General features: G+C 73.8%; 11 protein-coding genes. 4 read left to right on the top strand and 7 right to left on the bottom strand.

All coding sequences use genetic code 11. The features are described from left to right. Positions 1–72: 72 nt before the first annotated feature. The 6 genes from IF17_RS0120065 to IF17_RS0120090 form a co-directional block, all read right to left on the bottom strand. The gene (locus tag IF17_RS0120065; protein ID WP_030567857.1) at positions 73–1,215 is read right to left on the bottom strand and encodes a glycosyltransferase; all 1,143 of its coding nucleotides are present in this window, start codon (positions 1,213–1,215) and stop codon (positions 73–75) included. Continuing rightward, positions 1,212–4,070 (bottom strand): bifunctional glycosyltransferase/CDP-glycerol:glycerophosphate glycerophosphotransferase, encoded by a 2,859-nt coding sequence (locus IF17_RS0120070; RefSeq protein ID WP_030567859.1) that lies wholly within the window; start codon positions 4,068–4,070, stop codon positions 1,212–1,214. The genes IF17_RS0120065 and IF17_RS0120070 overlap by 4 nt, the downstream gene beginning before the upstream one ends. Then, positions 4,067–7,570, bottom strand: coding sequence for a bifunctional glycosyltransferase/CDP-glycerol:glycerophosphate glycerophosphotransferase (locus tag IF17_RS0120075; protein ID WP_030567861.1), 3,504 nt, complete (start codon positions 7,568–7,570; stop codon positions 4,067–4,069). The genes IF17_RS0120070 and IF17_RS0120075 overlap by 4 nt, the downstream gene beginning before the upstream one ends. 235 nt (positions 7,571–7,805) lie before the next feature. Then, complete coding sequence (locus tag IF17_RS0120080) at positions 7,806–8,690, bottom strand: TylF/MycF/NovP-related O-methyltransferase (protein ID WP_030567863.1); 885 nt, start codon at positions 8,688–8,690, stop codon at positions 7,806–7,808. A gap of 11 nt (positions 8,691–8,701) precedes the next feature. Beyond that, positions 8,702–9,484 (bottom strand): methyltransferase domain-containing protein, encoded by a 783-nt coding sequence (locus tag IF17_RS0120085; RefSeq protein WP_030567865.1) that lies wholly within the window; start codon positions 9,482–9,484, stop codon positions 8,702–8,704. 40 nt (positions 9,485–9,524) lie between these two features. Then, positions 9,525–10,715 carry a CDP-glycerol glycerophosphotransferase family protein gene (locus IF17_RS0120090; protein WP_078615966.1) on the bottom strand — a complete coding sequence of 397 codons (1,191 nt, stop codon included), beginning with the start codon at positions 10,713–10,715 and terminating at the stop codon, positions 9,525–9,527. A 101-nt stretch (positions 10,716–10,816) separates the two neighbouring features. Between IF17_RS0120090 and IF17_RS0120095 the strand changes: the two genes are divergently transcribed. Continuing rightward, positions 10,817–14,362 (top strand): bifunctional glycosyltransferase/CDP-glycerol:glycerophosphate glycerophosphotransferase, encoded by a 3,546-nt coding sequence (locus tag IF17_RS0120095; protein ID WP_030567869.1) that lies wholly within the window; start codon positions 10,817–10,819, stop codon positions 14,360–14,362. Between the two features lie 70 nt (positions 14,363–14,432). After that, the gene (locus IF17_RS0120100) at positions 14,433–15,665 is read left to right on the top strand and encodes a hypothetical protein (RefSeq protein ID WP_030567871.1); all 1,233 of its coding nucleotides are present in this window, start codon (positions 14,433–14,435) and stop codon (positions 15,663–15,665) included. A gap of 16 nt (positions 15,666–15,681) precedes the next feature. Here IF17_RS0120100 and IF17_RS0120105 read toward each other — a convergent pair whose 3' ends face one another. Continuing rightward, the gene (locus IF17_RS0120105; protein WP_030567873.1) at positions 15,682–16,293 is read right to left on the bottom strand and encodes a TetR/AcrR family transcriptional regulator; all 612 of its coding nucleotides are present in this window, start codon (positions 16,291–16,293) and stop codon (positions 15,682–15,684) included. A gap of 249 nt (positions 16,294–16,542) precedes the next feature. Here IF17_RS0120105 and IF17_RS0120110 point away from each other — a divergent pair, with 249 nt between their 5' ends. Both IF17_RS0120110 and IF17_RS0120115 read left to right on the top strand, forming a co-directional pair. Continuing rightward, a complete protein-coding gene (locus IF17_RS0120110; RefSeq protein ID WP_030567875.1) occupies positions 16,543–17,448 on the top strand; it encodes an ABC transporter permease in 906 nt (301 codons plus the stop codon). After that, positions 17,441–18,244 (top strand): ABC transporter ATP-binding protein, encoded by an 804-nt coding sequence (locus tag IF17_RS0120115; protein ID WP_030567877.1) that lies wholly within the window; start codon positions 17,441–17,443, stop codon positions 18,242–18,244. The genes IF17_RS0120110 and IF17_RS0120115 overlap by 8 nt, the downstream gene beginning before the upstream one ends. The last annotated feature ends 39 nt before the right edge of the window (positions 18,245–18,283 follow it).

Genomic DNA, 18,283 nt, shown 5'->3' on the forward strand with positions numbered 1-18,283 from the left:
GGCCCCACAGGGCTGAGCCGAGGCCCCACGGGGCTGAGTCGGGGCCCCACGGGGCTCAGCCGGGGCCCCGACTCACCGCTCCAGGAACGCGAACAGCTCCTCCCAGCGCCGCCCCACCTCCGGCTCCGAGAACCGCTGGGCGCCCGACCGTGCCCGGGCCCCCAGCGCGTCGCGCAGCCGGGGGTTGCCGGTCAGCCGGAGCAGCCGGTCGGCGAGGGCGGCGGTGTCCCCGGCGGGGGCGAGGAGCCCGTCCTCGCCGTCCCGGACGATCTCGCGGACCCCGGGCGCGCAGTCGAAGGCGGCGCACGGCACCCCACTGGCCATCGCCTCCAGGAGCGCCAGCGGGAAGCCCTCGCCCCGGGAGGACTGGACGAAGACGGAGGCTCCCGCGAGGGCCGCCTCCACGTCGTCCGTACGGCCCATCCACTCCACGGACCCGTCGAGCCCGAGCCGTGAGCACTGTGCCTTCAGCGCGGCCTCGTCCTCGCCCGTGCCGTACAGGCGCAGCCGCCAGTCGGGGCGCTGCGGGGCGACCAGGGCCCAGGTGTCGAGGAGGAGGTCGATGCCCTTCTGGTCGGTGAGGCGGCCGATGGCAGCCACGGTCCGGGCGGTGCGCGGGGAGGGGACGTGGGGCAGGCGGGCGAGGGCGTTGGGGAGGAAGCCGACGTTGTCGAAGCCGTCGCCCGCCCACCGGTCGGCGTCCTCCTCGGTGAGGACGAGCCAGTGGTCGATGTCCCGGTAGTGGTTCTTGATCCAGCGGTACCGGTGGCTGGCGCGGGAGTAGTCGTAGGACTCGTGGCTCATCCCGATGACCCGCAGCCCGGTGGTGTCGGCCTCCCCGACCCACTCCATCGCCCAGACCTGGGTGACGACGACGACCGCGCCGGGCCGGGCGGTGGCGAAGAGCTCCGAGAGCCGCGCGACCGCCCGCCGTTTCCGCTCGGCCCGGGCCGCCTCCCGGCGCCGGGTGGGGATACGGAAGCGGTCCCGGATGCCGTGGGGTGTCCAGGGGGTCGGCGGGTGGGCGGGATAGAGGGCGGTGACGGGGTAACCGGGCTCGGCGGGCAGGGCCATCTTCCGGTCGGAGGCGTGGATGCCGATGACGTGGACACGGTGGCCCTGCTCGGTGAAGAGGCGGGCGGTCTGGTGCGTCCAGGCGGTGACACCGCCGAGTTCGTCGGTGCTGTTGGAGACGATGAAGATGTCGCGGCTCATCGGCCGGCCCCCCGGTCGTGGTGGTCAGTGATACGGGAGGCGCCCTGCCGCGAGAACACCGCGGCGACGACCTGGCGAGCCGCGTCTCCCCGGTCGAAGGCCCCGAACTCCGCGGCGAACGCGGCCCGGTGGGACGCATGACGGATATCGGACTTCTTCAACTCGGCGAGCTCCGCGAAGAGTTCCTCCTGGGTCGCGGTCACCGGGCCCGGCGCCTTCTCCCGCAGGTCGAAGTAGCTGCCGCGCTCGGCGGCGTACGTGTCGAGGTCGGGGGCGTACAGGAGGACGGGCCGGTCCAGCAGCGCGAAGTCGAACATGATCGAGGAGTAGTCGGTGACCAGGACGTCGGCCAGGGCGAGGAGCTCGCTGACGTCGTGGTGGCGCGAGACGTCGATCACCGTGCCGGGCGGGCAGAGCGGGAGCCGGGCGGCCTCCAGGTAGTGCGCCCGGACGAGGAGGGTGTACGAGTCCCCGAAGCGCTCGGCGAACTCCCGTACGTCCAGGAGCAGTCGGCGCCTGGCCTGTTTCCCGCCCGCCGCCGGACCGCCCCGGAACGTCGGCGCGTAGAGGACCACCTTCTTGTGGTCGTCGATCCCCAGCGCCCCGGCCAGCGGCGGGCGCGGCAGCCTGCCCTCGCTCTCGGTGCGGGTGCGCTCCGCGACCAGGGCGTCGTTGCGCGGGTAGCCGGTGCGCAGCAGCCGGTCCTCGGGGAGGCGGTAGGCGCGGGCGAGGGTGGCCACGTCGTGCTCGGAGCGGACGAGGAAGTGGTCGAAGCGGTGGACGGCCTGCTGGAGGCGTTCGCGCTGGGGGGCGTTCTGAAGCCGTACGCGGGTCTCGTCGAAGCCCATCCTCTTGTACGCGGAGCCGTGCCAGGTCTGGAGGTAGGTGGTGCGGGCGGGCTTGCGGAGGTGCTGGGGGAAGCCCTGGTTGTCGACCCAGAACTCGGCGCGGGCCAGCGCCCACAGGTACCGCCAGGACCAGCGGCGTACGAGGCGGGCGTCGTCCGGGAAGCCGGCCGGGGAGGTGTCGTAGGACCAGGTGGAGCGGAGCTTCAGGCCCTGGCGGCGGATCTCCTCGTGGAGGGCGCGCGGGCTGTCGCCGTAGCAGCGGCCCATGTGGCTCTCGAAGACGACGGAGCCCCGGCGCACGGGGAGGCGGGTGAGCCAGGTGTTGTACGTGGTCGCCTTGAAGGACCGGGAGCGGTAGCGGTCCAGCCGCTTGCGCAGGGCGCGGGCGAGGAGCTTCGCCTTGCGGGCGGGGCGGAAGTGGGTGGCGTACCGCACCAGGCGGCGGGTGGCCCGGGCTGGGCGGCGGCGGGCGGTGAGGCGGAGGGCCAGGTGGTCCTTGAGCGTGATGTAGGGCTCCCAGGTGTCCCCGGCGAGCTGCCCGAGCCGGGGCCGGGCGGCGAACCGGACCGCCGTCCCTTCCACGAGGTCCTGCGGGCCGAAGAGGTCGCTGACGGACCGCACCCCTCCCGCCTCCACGATCAGCCGCGCGTCCCAGGCGGTGTCGCGGACGCCCAGGGGACGCAGGAGGCGCGTGACGTCGGCGCGCGCCCCCCATGTGACCCCGTTCCCGTCGTGGCGTACGTCGTCCACCGGGAACGCGACGGCGCGCGCCCCGCCCCGGGCCCGGAACTCCAGGGTGGCGGTGAAGGCGACGTCGGGCGCCAGGTGCGGGGGCAGCACGAGGCGGCCCTCCAGCAGCAGCCGGCCCTTCTCGGCGGTGCAGCGGGTGAGCCGGTTCATCAGCCGGGCCCCGCCGAACACCCGGTACTGGTGGCCCAGTTCGGTGACGTCGACGGAGCAGTGCTCGTCCCACTCCACCCGCCCGCCCTCGCCCGTGGCAACCGTGACCGGGGCGCAGACAGTGGCGGGCCGGCTCAGCGCGTACGCGGCCGTCAGGACGCCCTCCGCGTCGCCCCTGGCCAGCAGGGTGGCCGCGACCCGCTCCAGCGGCGGCAGCTCCGGCGGTACGGGGGCGGTCAGGACGCGGGCGGCCGTGGCGGCGACCCGGGTACGGCGGGCGGCGGGGAGCCGGGGGAAGGAGCGGGCCAGCGGCACCAGATGATCCCGTACGAAGGCCCGCTCCCGCTCCTCCCTCAGCGCCGGAAGCCCGTGGGCGTCCAGGGTGGCGGCGACCCGGCGGTGGGCCTCCACCAGGGCGGCGAGATCGCGGGCCCGGTCGGGTACGGCCCGGCCGGTCACGATCAGCCGCCGCACCAGGGCGATCCGGCCGACGGCCGCGGCGGCGAGGGGGCCGAAGAGGATCTCGCCGTGCGCCAGGTCCTCCTCGTACCGCAGCCCGTGGCGCCGGGCGGCCTCCCGGCGCAGGCAGAACCCGGTCACCAGGGCGTCCCGGACGACGAGCTGGGGCGCGTCGGCGAACCCGGCGACGGTACGGGAGCGGGCGTACAGCTCGCCCTGCCACGGCGGCTCCTGCTCCTTGCCGCCCTCCTCCGTGGTCCAGCTCCACCGCCCGGCGACCAGGTCGGCCCGGCTGCGCTCGCCCGCCTGCCAGAGGTTGCGGCAGGCGTGGCGGTGGAGGCGCTCGCCGGGGGTGAGCACCAGGACGTACCGCCCGGTCGCGGCGTCCAGGCCCGCGTTGCGCAGGGCGCCGGTGGTGCGGGCGGCCGGGTCGGGGTGGATCAGGCGGACCCGGTCGGGGGAGCTGTCGGCCAGGGCGCGGGCGGCGGTGCGGGTGGGCCCGTCGGCGCGGGCAGCGAGGACGACGACGGCCTCGGAGCCGCGCAACGACTGGCCGAGGACGGACGCGACGGAGGCGCGCAGGGCGTCGGGGCCCTCGCTGCCACCGTTCTCCCCGCCCGCGGTGATCACACAGCTGAAGTCGCTCATGCCTGTGCCCCCTCGGTCCCGGCGGCGTCCTTGAGCATGCGGTCGACGACCTTCACGGCCGCGTTCCCGTCGTCCAGATCGCAGAACGCCTCCCGGAACCGCTCGTACGCCTCCCGGTGCCCGGCCACGGCGGCCTCCGGGTCGCGCAGGGCGGCCGCGATGCCCGCGGAGTCCGGGATCAGAGGCCCGGGGGCCCGGTGCTCGAAGTCGAAGCAGAAGCCGCGCAGGGTGTCCCGGTAGTGGGCCAGGTCGTGGGTGTGGAAGAGCATCGGGCGGCCGGTCTGCGCGAAGTCGAACATGATCGAGGAGTAGTCGGTGACCAACACGTCACTGATCAGGAGGAGTTCGGCGACGTCCGGGTGGCGCGAGACGTCCCGTACGACGTCGGTGTCGGGGACGCTGCCGCCGACGAGGTAGTGGCGGCGCACCAGGAGGACATGGTCGTCGCCGAGCGCCTCGCGGACCTGTTCCAGGTCGAGTTGGTGGCCGGGGTCGTACCTCCCCCCCTGCCGGGGCCGGTCCTCGCGCCAGGTGGGGGCGTACAGGACGACCCGCCGCCCCTCGGGGATCGCGAGGCGCTCCCGTACGGCGGCGGCGACCTTCGCCCGGTCGGGCGCGTACAGCAGGTCGTTGCGCGGGTAGCCGGACTCCAGCACCTCGCCCGAGTAGCCGAAGGCGCGGCGCAGGACGGGGGTGGAGAAGCTGTTCGGGGAGACGAGCACGCTCCACTGGGCGGACCGGTGCTCCATGGAGGCCATGTAGGCGGCATCCGCGTGCGGGGTGCCCGCGAGGTCGCGGCCGATGCGCTTGAGCGGGGTGCCGTGCCAGGTCTGGACGACACACTGGCCTTCGGCCCGCTCGAACCACTGCGGCAGGTGGGTGTTGGTGACGAGCCAGCGGCTCCGGGCGAGCGCCTCGTACCACTCGGCGCTGTGCAGGGCGATGGCGCGGACTCCTTCGGGCACGGCCGCCTGCTGGTCGCGGACCACCCAGAGGTGCTCGATGTCCGCTTCCCGAGAGGCCAGTTCGCGGTGGATCGCGCGGGGCGAGTCGGAGAACTGGCGGCCGTCGAAGCTGGAGTAGAGGACGGCCTGGCGCAGCTGGTCCCGGTCGGCGGCGCGGAGTACGGCGTACCGCTCGCGCTGGATCCGCTGCCCGTACGGGCCCTGCTCGGCGACCGGCAGGGCGCTGCCAGACTCCAGGACGAGCCGGTCGTGGTAGCGCCGCTGGAGGGTGAAGGGCCGCCCGCCGGACGCCTGTTGGCGGGGGAGCGTGGCGTGCAGCGGTGTGGCCAGGCGCAGCGGCCGGTACGCGTCGGGGTCGCGCTCGCCGGGCTCGCGGAGGAAGGGGTACCAGCGCCCCTCGGCGAGCGGCAGCGGCCCGCCCGGCCCGTCGACGGCGGCCGGGCGGACGACGGCCCGGAAGCGGCCGCCCTCCGTCAACTCCACGTCTGCAGTGGCCTCTTCGTGGTGGCCGCTGTGCCGCAGCACCAGCTCACCGATGGTGCCCGACGGCTCCGGGAAGGCGCCTTCGAGGACCAGCTCGCCGCTTTCGGGCCACTCCACGGAGGTGACGACGGGCTGCACGGCCCGGTCGGTGAGGACGAGGTCGCCGGACGGGTTGGGGGCCACGTACAGCTCACGTCCGCCGGGGAGGCCGGGGATGCCGGGGAGCGGGTAGCGGCCGGCCTCGGCGTCGGTCCGGGCGCCGACGGTCAAACGCCCCTTGCCACCGACCAGTTGTACGCCCCAGATCTCGTCCTGACCGCGGAACGCGCTCAGCGGGATGTCGGCGGCGCGGGACCCCAGCGAGCCGCGCAGGGCGAACTCCTGGGTCTCCTTGGTGCGCCACTCGGTCAGCCGCAGGGCGACGGGCCCGTCGTCGTCGAGGACCTTCACCTCCAGGCGCAGGGCGTCGTCGTCGACGGCCGACTGTCCGGTGAGTACGGCGGCGACGCGTTCGGTGCGCAGCTCCAGCTTGTTGCCGGAGAGGACGGGGACGACCCGGGTCCGCTCGTCGGCGTACAGGGCGGCGGGCGGGGCGGGGGTGCCGGTGAGCCGCATCGGACCCCGGCGGACGCGGCCCGCGCCGAACAGGGCGGCCTCCAGCTTCCAGGTCGTACGAGGCCCCTTGCCCCGGGCGGCGATCGTGCGCGGGTCCACGACGGCCTCGAACCCGGCGCGCTCGTACCGGTGCAGGGAGCGCCCGGACCGGGCGGTGGCCTCGTCGCCGCCGGAGCCACCGGAACCGCCGATGGGGCGCAGCCGCAGCGGGATCAGCCGCTTCCCTGCCCGCAGCCAGCCGAGCCGGGGCGGCGGCCCGCCGGGAACGTTGCGCACGTACGCGTACCCGGTCAGCCGCAGCAGCCCGTCCCGCCATACGGCCTCGGTGAGGTGGGCGTGGACCGGGAGGTCGGCGGGGGCGAGCGCGGTGGTGGCGGGTGGCAGCGGGTCACGGAGGGCGGGGAGGTGGGCGCGGGGGCGGAGGAGTCCGCGTACGTGGAAGGCGTCCCGGTCCGTCTTCTCCTCGGCGAGCAGCGCGAGGAGTTCGGCAATCCGGCGCTCCCGGATGAGCTGCCACTTGACCCGCAGGTCCAGCGGCAGACCGGCGAACACAGCGGGCTGGACGGTGGCGGCGAAGGCCCCCGCGTGGTCGAGGAAGGCCGTGTGGAACTCCTCGTCGCCGTCCGGCAGCGCCTCGATGAACAGCCACAGGTCGCCGGAGAGCGCGTGCGCGTCGTAGCGCCGTTTGGCCTCGGCCATACCCTCCCGGCCCGCGAGGAAGCGGCTGACGGTGGTGACGGCGGTGACCCGGTCGCGGATGCCCTTCGGGACGGCCCGCCGGGTGGTGATCGAGCCGTCGCGGTCCCGCCAGTGGTAGACGGGCTCCTCGACGACGTCGACCGAGCGGGCCAGGAAGTGGGCGGGCAGGACGACGGCGATGTCCTCGTACAGCACGCCCGTCGGGAAGGCGAAGGCGTGCTCGTCCCAGAAGGTGCGGCGGAACACCTTGTTGCAGGCGATGCGGTCGCCCAGCAGGATCCAGTCCCGGGTGACGTGGGTGGCGGGGCGGGCCTTCTCCATCGGCTTGCGGAACATCGGGGACTGTTCGAGCGCCCCGTTCGCCCGCAGCCGCAGCACGTTGCCGGTCGCGAAGTCGGAGCCGGAGCGGTCGAGTTCGGCGAGCATCCGTGCGTACGCGCCGGGGGGCACGACGTCGTCGCTGTCGACGAACGTGAGGAACTCGCCCTCCGGGTCGGCCGCACGGACCCCGGCGTTACGGGCCGCGCCGAGCCCGGCGTTCTCCTGCCGGATCAGCCGGAAGCGCGGGTCGCGGTCCACGAACTCCTGTGCCAGGGCAGGCCCGTTGTCCGTGGAGCCGTCGTCGACGAGGACGACCTCCAGGTCCGCCATGGTCTGTTCGGCGAGCGAGGTCAAGCAGGCACCGAGGTACTCCTCGACGTTGTAGAGGGGGACGACGACGGTGAGACGGGGTGCCATCGCAGCGCACGATCCTTCCGGGCGGACGACATCGGGGGACGGCCGTCAAGGGGTATGAGGGGGCCACGGTGTACAACCCGCGCCACGGGGACCGGTCACCCGAGGGAAGCCATTCGGGTGACGGGGAGGGCGGGTTCGCGCGTCCGGGGGCGCGCCCGCGGCGCGGTCGAGCCCCGTGCCGGGAAAGGGCACGGGGCTCGGTTCGGGTCGGACCCGGCGGGTCGGATCCGGCGGATCAGGGCTTGACGGCGATCCGGCCCTCGTCCATGCGGAGCAGCAGCAGCCGCTCACCGGTCTTGTCGAGGAACTCGTCGACGGCCTGCCGCGACCCCTGCCAGTACCCGTAGTCGTCGATCAGCAGCACCCCGCCGCTGACCAGCCGGGAGTACAGGTGCTCCAGCTCGTGCTTGGTGGAGGCGTACCAGTCGGTGTCGAGCCGCAGGATCGCGATCTGCTCGGGCGCCTGGGCGGGGACCGTGTCCTCGACCCGTCCCTGCACGTAGTGGACGCGCTCCTTCGGGTACGAGACGTGTCCGAACCCGGCCTGGACGTCCTCCAGCGAGGCGACCGCCCAGATCGGCCGGTCCTTGCCCTGGGCGTCCAGCAACTCCTGGGCCGGGCGGCCGTCGCGCCGCAGGTCCTCGGCGGTGGGCGGGGTCATGCCCTCGTACGTGTCGAAGAGGTACAGCTCACGCTCGTCCTCCCCGACGGAGAGCAGGGTCCTGGCGCAGGCCTGCATGGAGCCGCCGCGCCAGACCCCGCACTCGACGATGTCGCCCGGGATGTTGTGCCGGGCGATGTACCGGGTGGCGAGGATGAAGGCGTTGAGCCGCTCCGGCGAGGTCATCGAGTACGGCTTGACCGCCCGGATGATGTCCCTGGCCTCATCGTCGTAGTCCGCCGGGAAGGTGAGGGCGGACTTCTTCGCGGCCGGCTTCGGGGCCGGCGCCGCCACGGGGGCCGGGGCCGGGGTCGAGGCCGCCAGGGACTGGGCCGGGGCCGTGCGGGCGGCGGGCACCGTCACGCGCCTGAGCTGGTATCCGGTGAGCTGCTGAAGGACGCCGTTGACGGCGTTGCGCCAAGCCATGGACCGGGACAGTACGCGCGCTTTGCGGCGCATGTCACCTTTCGTCAACCTGTCATTGATCGGGCCGATTCCTGTTCGAGGGAAGGTACCTGTACGGGGACGGTCTTCGGGCGCCCGCACTGCTCGCGGCCGTCCAGCGGCGCGGGCAGCGGGACGGCGTCGACACCGCCGACCCGGTTGGCCCACCAGACCGCCAACTCCCTTACGGCGAACATCGTCAGCCGCGGATAACGCTGCGGCTTGCGGAAGACACCGACGGAGTCGCCCCAGTAGGCGGCCTTCTTGTCGATGGCCCGGTAGTCATGCCAGATGCCCTTCCGCGGCGGGAAGTCGGTGTAGGCCTCGCGGAGTTCGAGCCGGGAGTGAGCGGCCAGCGCGCGGAACCCGTCCGGGTAGTAGCGCCAGCAGTCCTGGGCATCGTGGACATGGCCGCGCGAGGGCGCGGTGATGAAGGCGTGGCCGCCCGGCTTCAGGACCCGGGCGATCTCCAGCATGGAGGCCCAGAAGAACGGGATGTGCTCGAACGCCTGCCCGGAGAGCACGACATCGGCACTGTTGGAGCGGGCGGGGATGCGGTACGGCTTCTTCATGACGGCGTCCACGTTGGGCCCGTCCTGCACATCGACGCCGAAGTAGTCGATGGGGTGTCCGGCGAGGAGCGCCCGGTGGGTCCGGGTCTGCTTGCCGGAGATACGGGAGCCGAGGTCGACGACCCGGTAGGTGCCGTTGCCGGACGCGGGCCCTTCGGCGGACCCCCCGCCAGGCCCTTCGACGGGCAGGTACTCCCTGATGCAGAGTTCCATCTGCTCGTAGGCGGACCGGTGCATGGACGTCTCCCAACCTGGCGGTGTGCGTGAGCTGTCGGAATCAACGACTGGGCGGGGCAAAGGGGACGGCGAAGAACCGCCGTACGACCCGTTCCGCCGCGTGCCCGTCGTCGTACGGGCAGAACCGCTCGCGGAACGCGGTGCGCAGCGCGGCCGACGCGGGCGAGCGCCACTCCCCCGTACGGAACACCTCGACCAGTTCGTCGGAGGTGACGGTGACGGCGCCCGGGGTGTCGCCGGGCCGGCCGGAGAGCAGGTCGAAGTACGTCCCGCGCGTGGTCCGGTAGGTGTCCCAGTCGGGGGCGTGGACGACGATCGGGCGGTCCAGGCAGGCGTAGTCGAACGCCAGCGAGGAGTAGTCGGTGATCAACGCGTCGGCGGCCAGGCAGAGTTCTTCGACCCGGGGGTGTGCGGTGACATCCCGGACCCGGCCGGTCGGGGTGGAGCCGCCGACCCCGGCGGACCGGCCGTAGAAGTAGTGGGCTCGCACCAACACCACGTACTCCGGGCCCAGTTCGCGGGCCAGGCGCTCGGGGTCGAGGTCGGGGACGAAGCCCTCGCGGTAGTCGCGGTGGGTCGGGGCGTAGAGGAGCACGGTCCGGTCCGCGTGGATGCCGAGTTCGGCGCGGATCTTCGCGATGTCCTCGGCGGTGGCGGTGAAGTAGACGTCGTTACGGGGGTAGCCGAGGTCGAGCCGCTGGTACGAGCCCGGGTAGACGCGGTCCCAGATCTCGGTGCTGTGCGGGTTGGCGGAGAGGCTGAAGTCCCACTGGCCCACGTGCGCGAGGATTTTGGCGAAGTCCGCCTTCCGGGCCAGCTCGGGGTAGGCCCGCTGGTCGAGGCCCATCGTCTTGAGCGGGGTGCCGTGGTGGGTCTGGAGGTAGCGCTGACCGGGGCGTTTGGTGAAACCGCCGGGGAAACTGGAGTTGTTGACCAGGTACGTGGCGGTGGCCATCGCCCGCCAGTAGGGGCGCGAGCCCTCGATGACGTACGGCACGCCCGCGGGCATCCGGTCGCGGTGCCGGGAGGAGACGGCCCACACGCCCCTGATGCGCGGGGCGAGTTCGCGGGCCTTGGCGTGGATGGCGGCCGGGTTGCAGGCGGCGCCCCGGTTCCAGTACGCGCCGTAGACGGCGAGGTCCGGGTCGAGCGGGCGGTGGAGGTCGGTGCGGTAGGCGGCCCGCATGACCTGCCTGCGGACGTACCGCTTCACGGAAGCTCGGGTGGGCATGGCAGCCGAGCGTAATCCCGGCAACGGGGAACGGACGGCCCGCGTTCACCCGTTCGGGTCAGCGGCGGTGACCCCGGGACCCGGCCTCTGTTGACCAGGACATGAAGCCACCGCTCCTCAGCGTCGTCATCCCCGTCCACAACGTCGAGGACTACCTGGAGGACTGCCTGCGCTCGGTGGCGGAACAGAGTCTCGACGCCATCGAGGTGGTGATGGTCGACGACGGCTCCACGGACGGCAGCCCGGCGATCGCCGAGGAGTTCGCCGCCCGGGACAGCCGGTTCCGGCTGGTGCGGCAGGAGAACGCCGGGCTGAGCGCGGCCCGCAACACCGGCGTCCGGCACACCACCCCGGCCGTCCCCTACCTGGCGTTCGCGGACAGCGACGACTTCGTCGTCCACGACGCGTACGAGCGGATGGTGGCCTCGCTGGAGTCGACCGGCTCCGATCTGGTGACCGGCAACGTGTGGCGGCTGACCGGGCAGGGGCGGCAGCAGGCGTGGCAGTACCGCTGGCTGACCGCCTCGCGCCCCCGCACCCACATCACCCGGGACCCGCGCCTGCTCGCCGACCGGGTGGCGTGGAACAAGGTGTTCCGGCGCTCCTTCTGGGACGGGCACGCCTTCACGTTCCCGGAGGGGAAGCTGTACGAGGACACGCCGGTGATGATCCCCGCGCACTATCTCGCGGGCGCGGTCGACGTGCTGCACGAGCACGTCTACTACTGGCGGGTACGGGAGGGCTCGATCACCCGGCGGCGTACGGACGTCACCGGCGTACGGGACCGGATCGCCGCGTGCGAGCAGGTCAGCGCGTTCCTGGGCGAGGGTGGGCACGGGGGCGCGGCGCAGCGGCGGGCGTACGACGCGTCCTGTCTGCGCGACGACTTCGGGTACTTCCTGGACGGGCTGCCGATGGGCGGCGACGCCTACCGGACGGCGTTCCTGGAGGGTGCCGGGGCGTTCGTCGACCGGGCGGGGGACGGCGTGCTGGAGGGGCTGCCGGCGGAGCTGCGCATCAAGTGGCGGCTGGTGCGGGAGCGGCGGCTGGAGGAGCTGCTGACCGTCCTCGCCTTCGAACGGGCCAATGGCGCGGGCACATTCGCGGTGGAGGGGCTGCCGGGGCGGCGGCGGGCGGTGTACCCCGGCGTGCGCGGCGTGAGCGCCCGGCTCGCGCGCACCGACGTGCCGGCGGTCGCACGGCTCGTGGAGGCGCGGTGGGGCGCGGACGGGAAGCTGCGGCTGCACGGGTACGCCTATCTGCGCAACCTTCCCGCCGGGTCGGCGCGACGGCAGCTGAAGGTGGGGGTGCTCCGGGCGGAGGCGGGCCGTCGGGTGCGGGCGGTTCCGGTGCGGTCCGTGAGCGGGCCCGAGGCGACGGTGAACTCCGGGCAGGAGTTGCACGGTTACGACCACGCCGGCTTCGAGATGGTCCTCGACCCGGACCGGCTGCCCGCGTCGGGACACGGTGGTGGGGGCGGGGCCGGGGCCGTTGGCTGGCTGGTCGGGCTGGTCGTCGCGGCGCGCGGGGCGGTCCGGCGGGTGGCGGTGCGCGCCCTGGACACGGGCGCGGACCAGCCGCTCGTGCACGACCTGGGCGACGGCCGGCGGGCGGTGCTCGACCACCGGGGCGGGCGGCTGCGGGTGCGGGTGGAGCGGCTGGGCGCGGTGGTGGAGGCGAGCGGCGGTGCGGAGGGCGGGCCGCTGGAGCTGAGGGGGCGGTGGATCGGGGGCGCTGCGCCCGCGGCCCTTCTGCTGATGCGCGACGGGGAGGAGGGGCGGGCCGAGGAGCGTTCGTTCCCGGTGGAGTGCGGGCAGGGCGGGGATCATGGGACGGCGTTCACGGTACGTGTGCCTCTCGACGGTCTCGCCGCCGTGCCGCCCTCCCCGCACCGGGCCCCCCGTGAGGTCGAGGCGGAGGGCGGCGCGCGCCGGCGGGCCCGGCTGCTGCTCACCGACGGGACCCGCGCCCCGATGCCCGCCGCCCCGGACCTGCCGCCGCCCGCGTGTGCGGACGCGGCGGGGAACCTGGTCGTGGACCTGGGAGGGCTGCCGGTCGTGGACCGGGTGGAGCGGGGGGCGGACGGGTCGCTGCGGATCGCGGGGACGTACGCCCCGGGGTCCTCGGGTTCGGGAACGTACACACCTCCTGCCGCTTCGGAGGCGGGGGCGGCGTCCTGCGCGGGCGCACGTCTCCTCCTGCGTCACGAGAACCTGGACGAGACGGTCCCGGTCACCGAGGCCACCGTCGAAGGCCGCCCCACCGGCCGTTTCTCCGCCCGGATCGCCCCGCCCCTCCCCGAAGGCCGCTGGGCCCTCCACCTGGACGGCCACCCCGTGCGCGTCCTCACCTCCCTCGCCGGGCGCCTCCCCTGCGGCGACTCCGCCCTCGCCCTGGAGCGGCGCAACGGCGACCGGCTGACCGTCCTGGCGGCTCCGGCGCTCCCGGTCGCCGAGCGGAGCGCGTACAGCAGACGGCTCCTGCGCGACGCGCACCACCCCGCGCGGCGCACCACCGCGCACCTTCCGCTCCTGGACACCGTCCTCTACGCGGGCGGCTCGGGCGGCGACTCCCCGCGCGCCGTGCACGCCGAGCTCGTGCGCCGGGGCACGGAGACCGAGCACCTGTGGGTCACCGGTACCACCCCGGGCCGGACGACCCCCGTACCGCCCGGCGCGCGGGCCGTCCCCGTGCACAGCGCCGCCTGGTACGAGGCGCTGGCCCGCTCCCGCCGGATCGTCACGGACGAGCAGCTGCCCCTCTGGTTCGAGCGGCGCCCCGGGCAGGTGGTCGTCCAGACCTGGCGCGGCACCCCGCTCGGCCGCTTCGGCGCCGGCCTGGCCGAGACCCTCTACGCCGACCACCAGCATCTCGCCACCTTGGCGCACCGATCGGCCCAATGGTCGGTACTGGTCTCCCCGAGCCGCTTCGCCACCCCCTTGCTGCGCAGGTCACTGGCGTACGGGGGCGAGGTGCTGGAGGCCGGATCACCGGCCAACGACGTGCTCTGCGCGCCCGACCGGGAGAAGGCCGCCGAGGAGATCCGGCGCACGCTCGGCGTACCGGAGGACCACCGGGTCGTCCTGTACGCGCCGACCTACCGCGACCACCTGGCCCATCCCCCGTCCGCATCCCGCGACGCCCCCGACCGCACGGCCCCCGGCCCGTACCGCTGGGATCCGGCGCTGGACCTGCCCGCCCTCGCGCGCTCGCTGGGCCCCGGCCACACGGTGCTGGTGCGCCGGCACCCCCGGGTCACGGGCAGCATCGCGGAAGGGCCCGGCGTCCTCGACGTCTCGGGCCGGCCGGGGGCGGCCGAGCTGCTGCTGATCGCCGACGTGCTGGTCACGGACTACGCGGGGCTGATGTTCGACTTCGCGCTGACGGGCCGCCCGATGCTCTTCCACACGTACGACCTGGAGCACTACCGCGACACCGTGCGCGGCTTCTGCCTGGACTTCGAGACCCGGGCGCCCGGTCCGCTGCTGGTCACGACGGACGAGGTGGCGCAGGCGTTGCACGGCCTCGGAGCGGTGGCGGCCCGGCACGCCGACGCGTACGAGAGCTTCCGCCGCGACTACTGCGACCTGGACGACGGCGGGGCGGCGGGACGGGTGGCGGACCGGCTGCTGGCGGACCTCGGGTAAGGCTTTGCGTTTCTTCCCCCGGAAGAGTGGCGGACGGGAGGGACGGCCCCGCACACGGAACCCATGACGTGTGTCCCTCTCCTCTCCCACCCCCGCCTCGCCCGAGACCCCCACCTCCGCCACCTCCGCCCCTCCCCCCACGGCGGCCGAGGACGACGGACTTGTCGTAGCGCCCCGGTGGCTGCCCTCGCCCTACGTCCTGCTGGGCGGCCTGCTGTGGGCGGTGCTGTCGGCGGCGGCCTGGCGGGTGCCGATGTGCTGCGAGGCGGGGCTCAACGCGGCCGTCGTCGAACGGCTGCGGAGCAGTCTGCTGCACCCGGCGTTCCCGATGACGGACCTGCCCGCCGTGGCCAGCGCGCACTACTCCCCGTACGCCCTCGTCCAAGGCCTGACCGCGCGGGCCAGCGGGCTCTCCGGGCAGACCGTGCTCGCGCTGTCCGCCGCCGTGAACCTGGCGCTGCTGCTGACCGGGATCGGCCGGCTGGCCCGGCAGCTGACCCCGAGCCGCTGGGTGCCGGTCCTCGCGCTGGTCCCGCTGGGCCTGATCCACTGGGCGGACCCGGGGCGGTGGAGCGCGCCGGGCACGTTCGCCATCGCGGTCACCCTCCATCTGTGGGCGTGGACCGGTCACGCGGTCACCCGGCTTCCCCGCCCGGGCTCCGGGCGGCCGCCGGGCCGGGCGCCCCGGTGGGCGGAGGCGGTCGGGATCGGCGTCCTGCTCGGGCTCGTCCTGCTGGTCCACCCGCCGACGGCGCTGGGTGCGGCGCTGGGCGTGGTCGCGCTGATCGCGGTGAAGCAGCGGACCCGGATCAGGCCGACGGTGCGGCGGTGGGCGGCGGCCGGGCTGTGCGCGGTGGGCGTGGCGGCGGTGTGGCCGTACTACAACGGGCTCACTGCCGCGCAGCCCCCCGCGTCCGCCGAAGCCACGTCGCGCCCGGAGGGCGGCGGTGCGCCGGTGACCGGGGAGCCGTACACCTGGGCGACCGCGCACGTCCCGCCCGGAGAGGTGGTGCTGACGGACAGCGTCCCCGCGATGTACGCCCTGGCCGGGCACGGAACGTTCCTGCTCGCGGACGCGGTGCCGGACACCGGGCTTCCGGCGGCGGAGCGGCGGGCGCGGAGCCGGGCGGTGGCCACGTATCTCGACGCGGCGACGCCCCAGGAGGAGCGGGACCGGATCGCCGGGCGGTACGGGGTGCGGTGGGTGCTGCTGACCCGGTTCCAGAAGCTCCCGGGGGACGCGTCGGTGCTGGCGTACAGCCCGCGCACGGGTGAGGTGCTGGCGCGCGTACCGGAGCGGTGACCCCGACCTGGCCGCCTCAGGCGCCGTTGCGCAGCGCGGCGACCGCTGAGGCGGCCAGGTCGTCCAGGTAGCCCCTGGGCAGCTCGCTGCGGACCACGACGAGGCGCCAGTACAGCGGCCCCACGATCAGGTCGAGGGCCCGGTCCGGATCGCTCCCCTCCGGCAGCTCCCCCCGGGCGACCGCCTCCCGCACCACCACGGCGGCGACACCCTGCTGCTGGTCGAGGAGGGCGGCCTTGATCGCCTCGGAGATCTCCGGGTTGCGGGCCGCCTCCACCAGCAGGTCCGGGATGACCTGCGAGGCGACCGGGTGGCGCAGGGCGTAGGCGGCGAGTTCGAGGACGGCGCGCACATCCCCGTACAGCGAACCGGTGGCCGGCGCGGGCATCCCCTGCGAGGCGACGGCCGCGACCAGGTCGAGGACGAGGGCGAGCTTGGACTTCCAGCGGCGGTAGACGGCGGTCTTGCCGACCCCGGCGCGCCGCGCGATGCCCTCGATGGACATCCGGGCGAACCCCACCGCGGCCAGTTCCTCGAAGACGGCCGCGCGGATGGCGTCGGTGACGTCCTCGCGCAGGACGGCGGCGCCTGCGGGGGCGCGGCGGCGGGTTCCGCGTTCGGTGGTCATGGCCCGAATGATAGTCGGCGACGACGGAACGGTTGCGTTACGACGTACAAGCGTCCTACTCTCGGCGTTACGACGGTACGGTCCCGTCCCAACGAGGGCGTCCCCACGGGCCCGTACCGTTCTGCTCCACTTCCCCGTCCCCTCCCCTCCGCCTCCCCCTCCCGCATCCGTCGAAAGTGATCGTTCGTGGTGAGCCAGACAACCGCCCCGCCCCCGCCGGTGAGCGCTCCCGGCCCGGCCGCCCCCGCCCTGGACTCTCCCGCCCTGGACGCTCCCGCCTACGCGCCCGGCGAGCTGGCCGCCCTCGCCGCCCGGCACGGCCTGACGGTCAGCGGCGCCCGGCCCTCGCTGCCCGCCTACATCCGGCAACTCTGGGGGCGGCGGCACTTCATCGCCGCGTTCGCGACGGCCAAGCTGACGGCCCAGTACAGCCAGGCGAAGCTCGGCCAGATCTGGCAGATCGCGACGCCGCTGCTGAACGCTGCGGTCTACTACTTCATCTTCGGCGTCCTGCTGGACACCAAACGCGGGGTGGAGGACTTCGTTCCGTTCCTGGTCACCGGGGTCTTCATCTGGACCTTCACCAGCAGCTCGATCACCGCGGGCACGCGCGCCATCAGCGGCAACATCGGGCTGGTGCGGGCCCTGCACTTCCCGCGCGCCTCGCTGCCGGTGGCACTCGCGCTCCAGCAGTTGCAGCAGTTGCTGTTCTCGCTGGGGGCGCTGACCCTGATCCTGCTGGTGTTCGGCCAGTTCCCGCGCCCGTCCTGGCTGCTGGCGATCCCGGCGCTCGCCCTCCAGGCGGTGTTCAACACCGGCGTGTCGATGGCCGTGGCCCGGCTGACGGCGAAGACCCCGGACATCGCGCAGCTGATGCCGTTCGTGCTGCGGACCTGGATGTACTCCTCCGGCGTGATGTGGAGCCTGGACCACCTGCTCCAGGGCGAGCGGGTGCCGCACGCGGTGATGGTGGCACTGGAGTACAACCCGGCGGCGATCTTCATCAACCTCATGCGGTTCGCGCTCATCGACAGCTACAGCGCGGCGCAGCTGCCGCCGCACGTGTGGGCGGCGGCAGCCGGCTGGGCGCTGCTGTGCGGGGTGGCAGGATTCGTGTACTTCTGGAAGGCCGAGGAGACGTACGGACGTGGCTGACATCACCGATCCCTCCGGGGACCACCGGGTACCGACCGTCGTGGTGGACGACGTCCACATCACGTACACCGTCAACGGCGCCCGTACGGGCAAGGGCAGCGCGACCTCGGCGCTCAGCCGGATCACCTCGCGCCGCCGTACCCCCGGCGCACGCCAGGTGCACGCCGTGAAGGGCGTCAGCTTCGCCGCGTACAAGGGCGAGGCGATCGGCCTGATCGGCTCCAACGGCTCCGGCAAGTCGACCCTGCTCAAGGCGATCGCGGGCCTGCTCCCGCCGTCCCACGGCAAGGTCCACACCCAGGGCCAGCCGTCGCTGCTCGGGGTGAACGCGGCCCTGATGGGCGACCTCACCGGCGAGCGCAACGTGGTACTGGGCGGACTCGCGATGGGCATGACGCGCGCGCAGATCCGCGAACGCTACGACGACATCGTCGCCTTCTCCGGCATCAACGAGAAGGGCGACTTCATCACGCTGCCGATGCGCACGTACTCCTCCGGCATGGGCGCCCGGCTCCGCTTCTCCATCGCGGCCGCCAAGAGCCACGACGTCCTGCTGATCGACGAGGCGCTGTCCACGGGCGACGCGAAGTTCCAGCGCCGTAGCAAGGACCGCATCCAGGAACTCCGCGCCGAGGCGGGCACGGTCTTCCTGGTCAGCCACAGCAACAAGTCCATCACCGAGACGTGCGACCGGGCCCTGTGGCTGGAGGCGGGCACGCTGAGAATGGACGGTCCGGCGAAGGAAGTGGTGGCGGAGTACGAGAAGTTCACCCGTTCCAGCCCGTCCGGCGTTTGAGGACGGAACCCTACGCCGAGGGGGCCGGCGCCACCAACG

Source organism: Streptomyces cyaneofuscatus, assembly GCF_000718135.1.
GTDB classification, from domain to species: Bacteria; Actinomycetota; Actinomycetes; order Streptomycetales; family Streptomycetaceae; genus Streptomyces; species Streptomyces cyaneofuscatus.

Excerpts from the sequence above, each read along its gene's own strand:
- IF17_RS0120105 (WP_030567873.1), bottom strand. The coding sequence starts at position 16,293 with ATGACCACCGAACGCGGAACCCGCCGCCGCGCCCCCGCAGGCGCCGCC.
- IF17_RS0120075 (WP_030567861.1), bottom strand. The coding sequence starts at position 7,570 with ATGGCACCCCGTCTCACCGTCGTCGTCCCCCTCTACAACGTCGAGGAG.
- IF17_RS0120070 (WP_030567859.1), bottom strand. The coding sequence starts at position 4,070 with ATGAGCGACTTCAGCTGTGTGATCACCGCGGGCGGGGAGAACGGTGGC.
- IF17_RS0120090 (WP_078615966.1), bottom strand. The coding sequence starts at position 10,715 with ATGCCCACCCGAGCTTCCGTGAAGCGGTACGTCCGCAGGCAGGTCATG.
- IF17_RS0120095 (WP_030567869.1), top strand. The coding sequence starts at position 10,817 with ATGAAGCCACCGCTCCTCAGCGTCGTCATCCCCGTCCACAACGTCGAG.
- IF17_RS0120085 (WP_030567865.1), bottom strand. The coding sequence starts at position 9,484 with ATGCACCGGTCCGCCTACGAGCAGATGGAACTCTGCATCAGGGAGTAC.
- IF17_RS0120080 (WP_030567863.1), bottom strand. The coding sequence starts at position 8,690 with ATGCGCCGCAAAGCGCGCGTACTGTCCCGGTCCATGGCTTGGCGCAAC.
- IF17_RS0120065 (WP_030567857.1), bottom strand. The coding sequence starts at position 1,215 with ATGAGCCGCGACATCTTCATCGTCTCCAACAGCACCGACGAACTCGGC.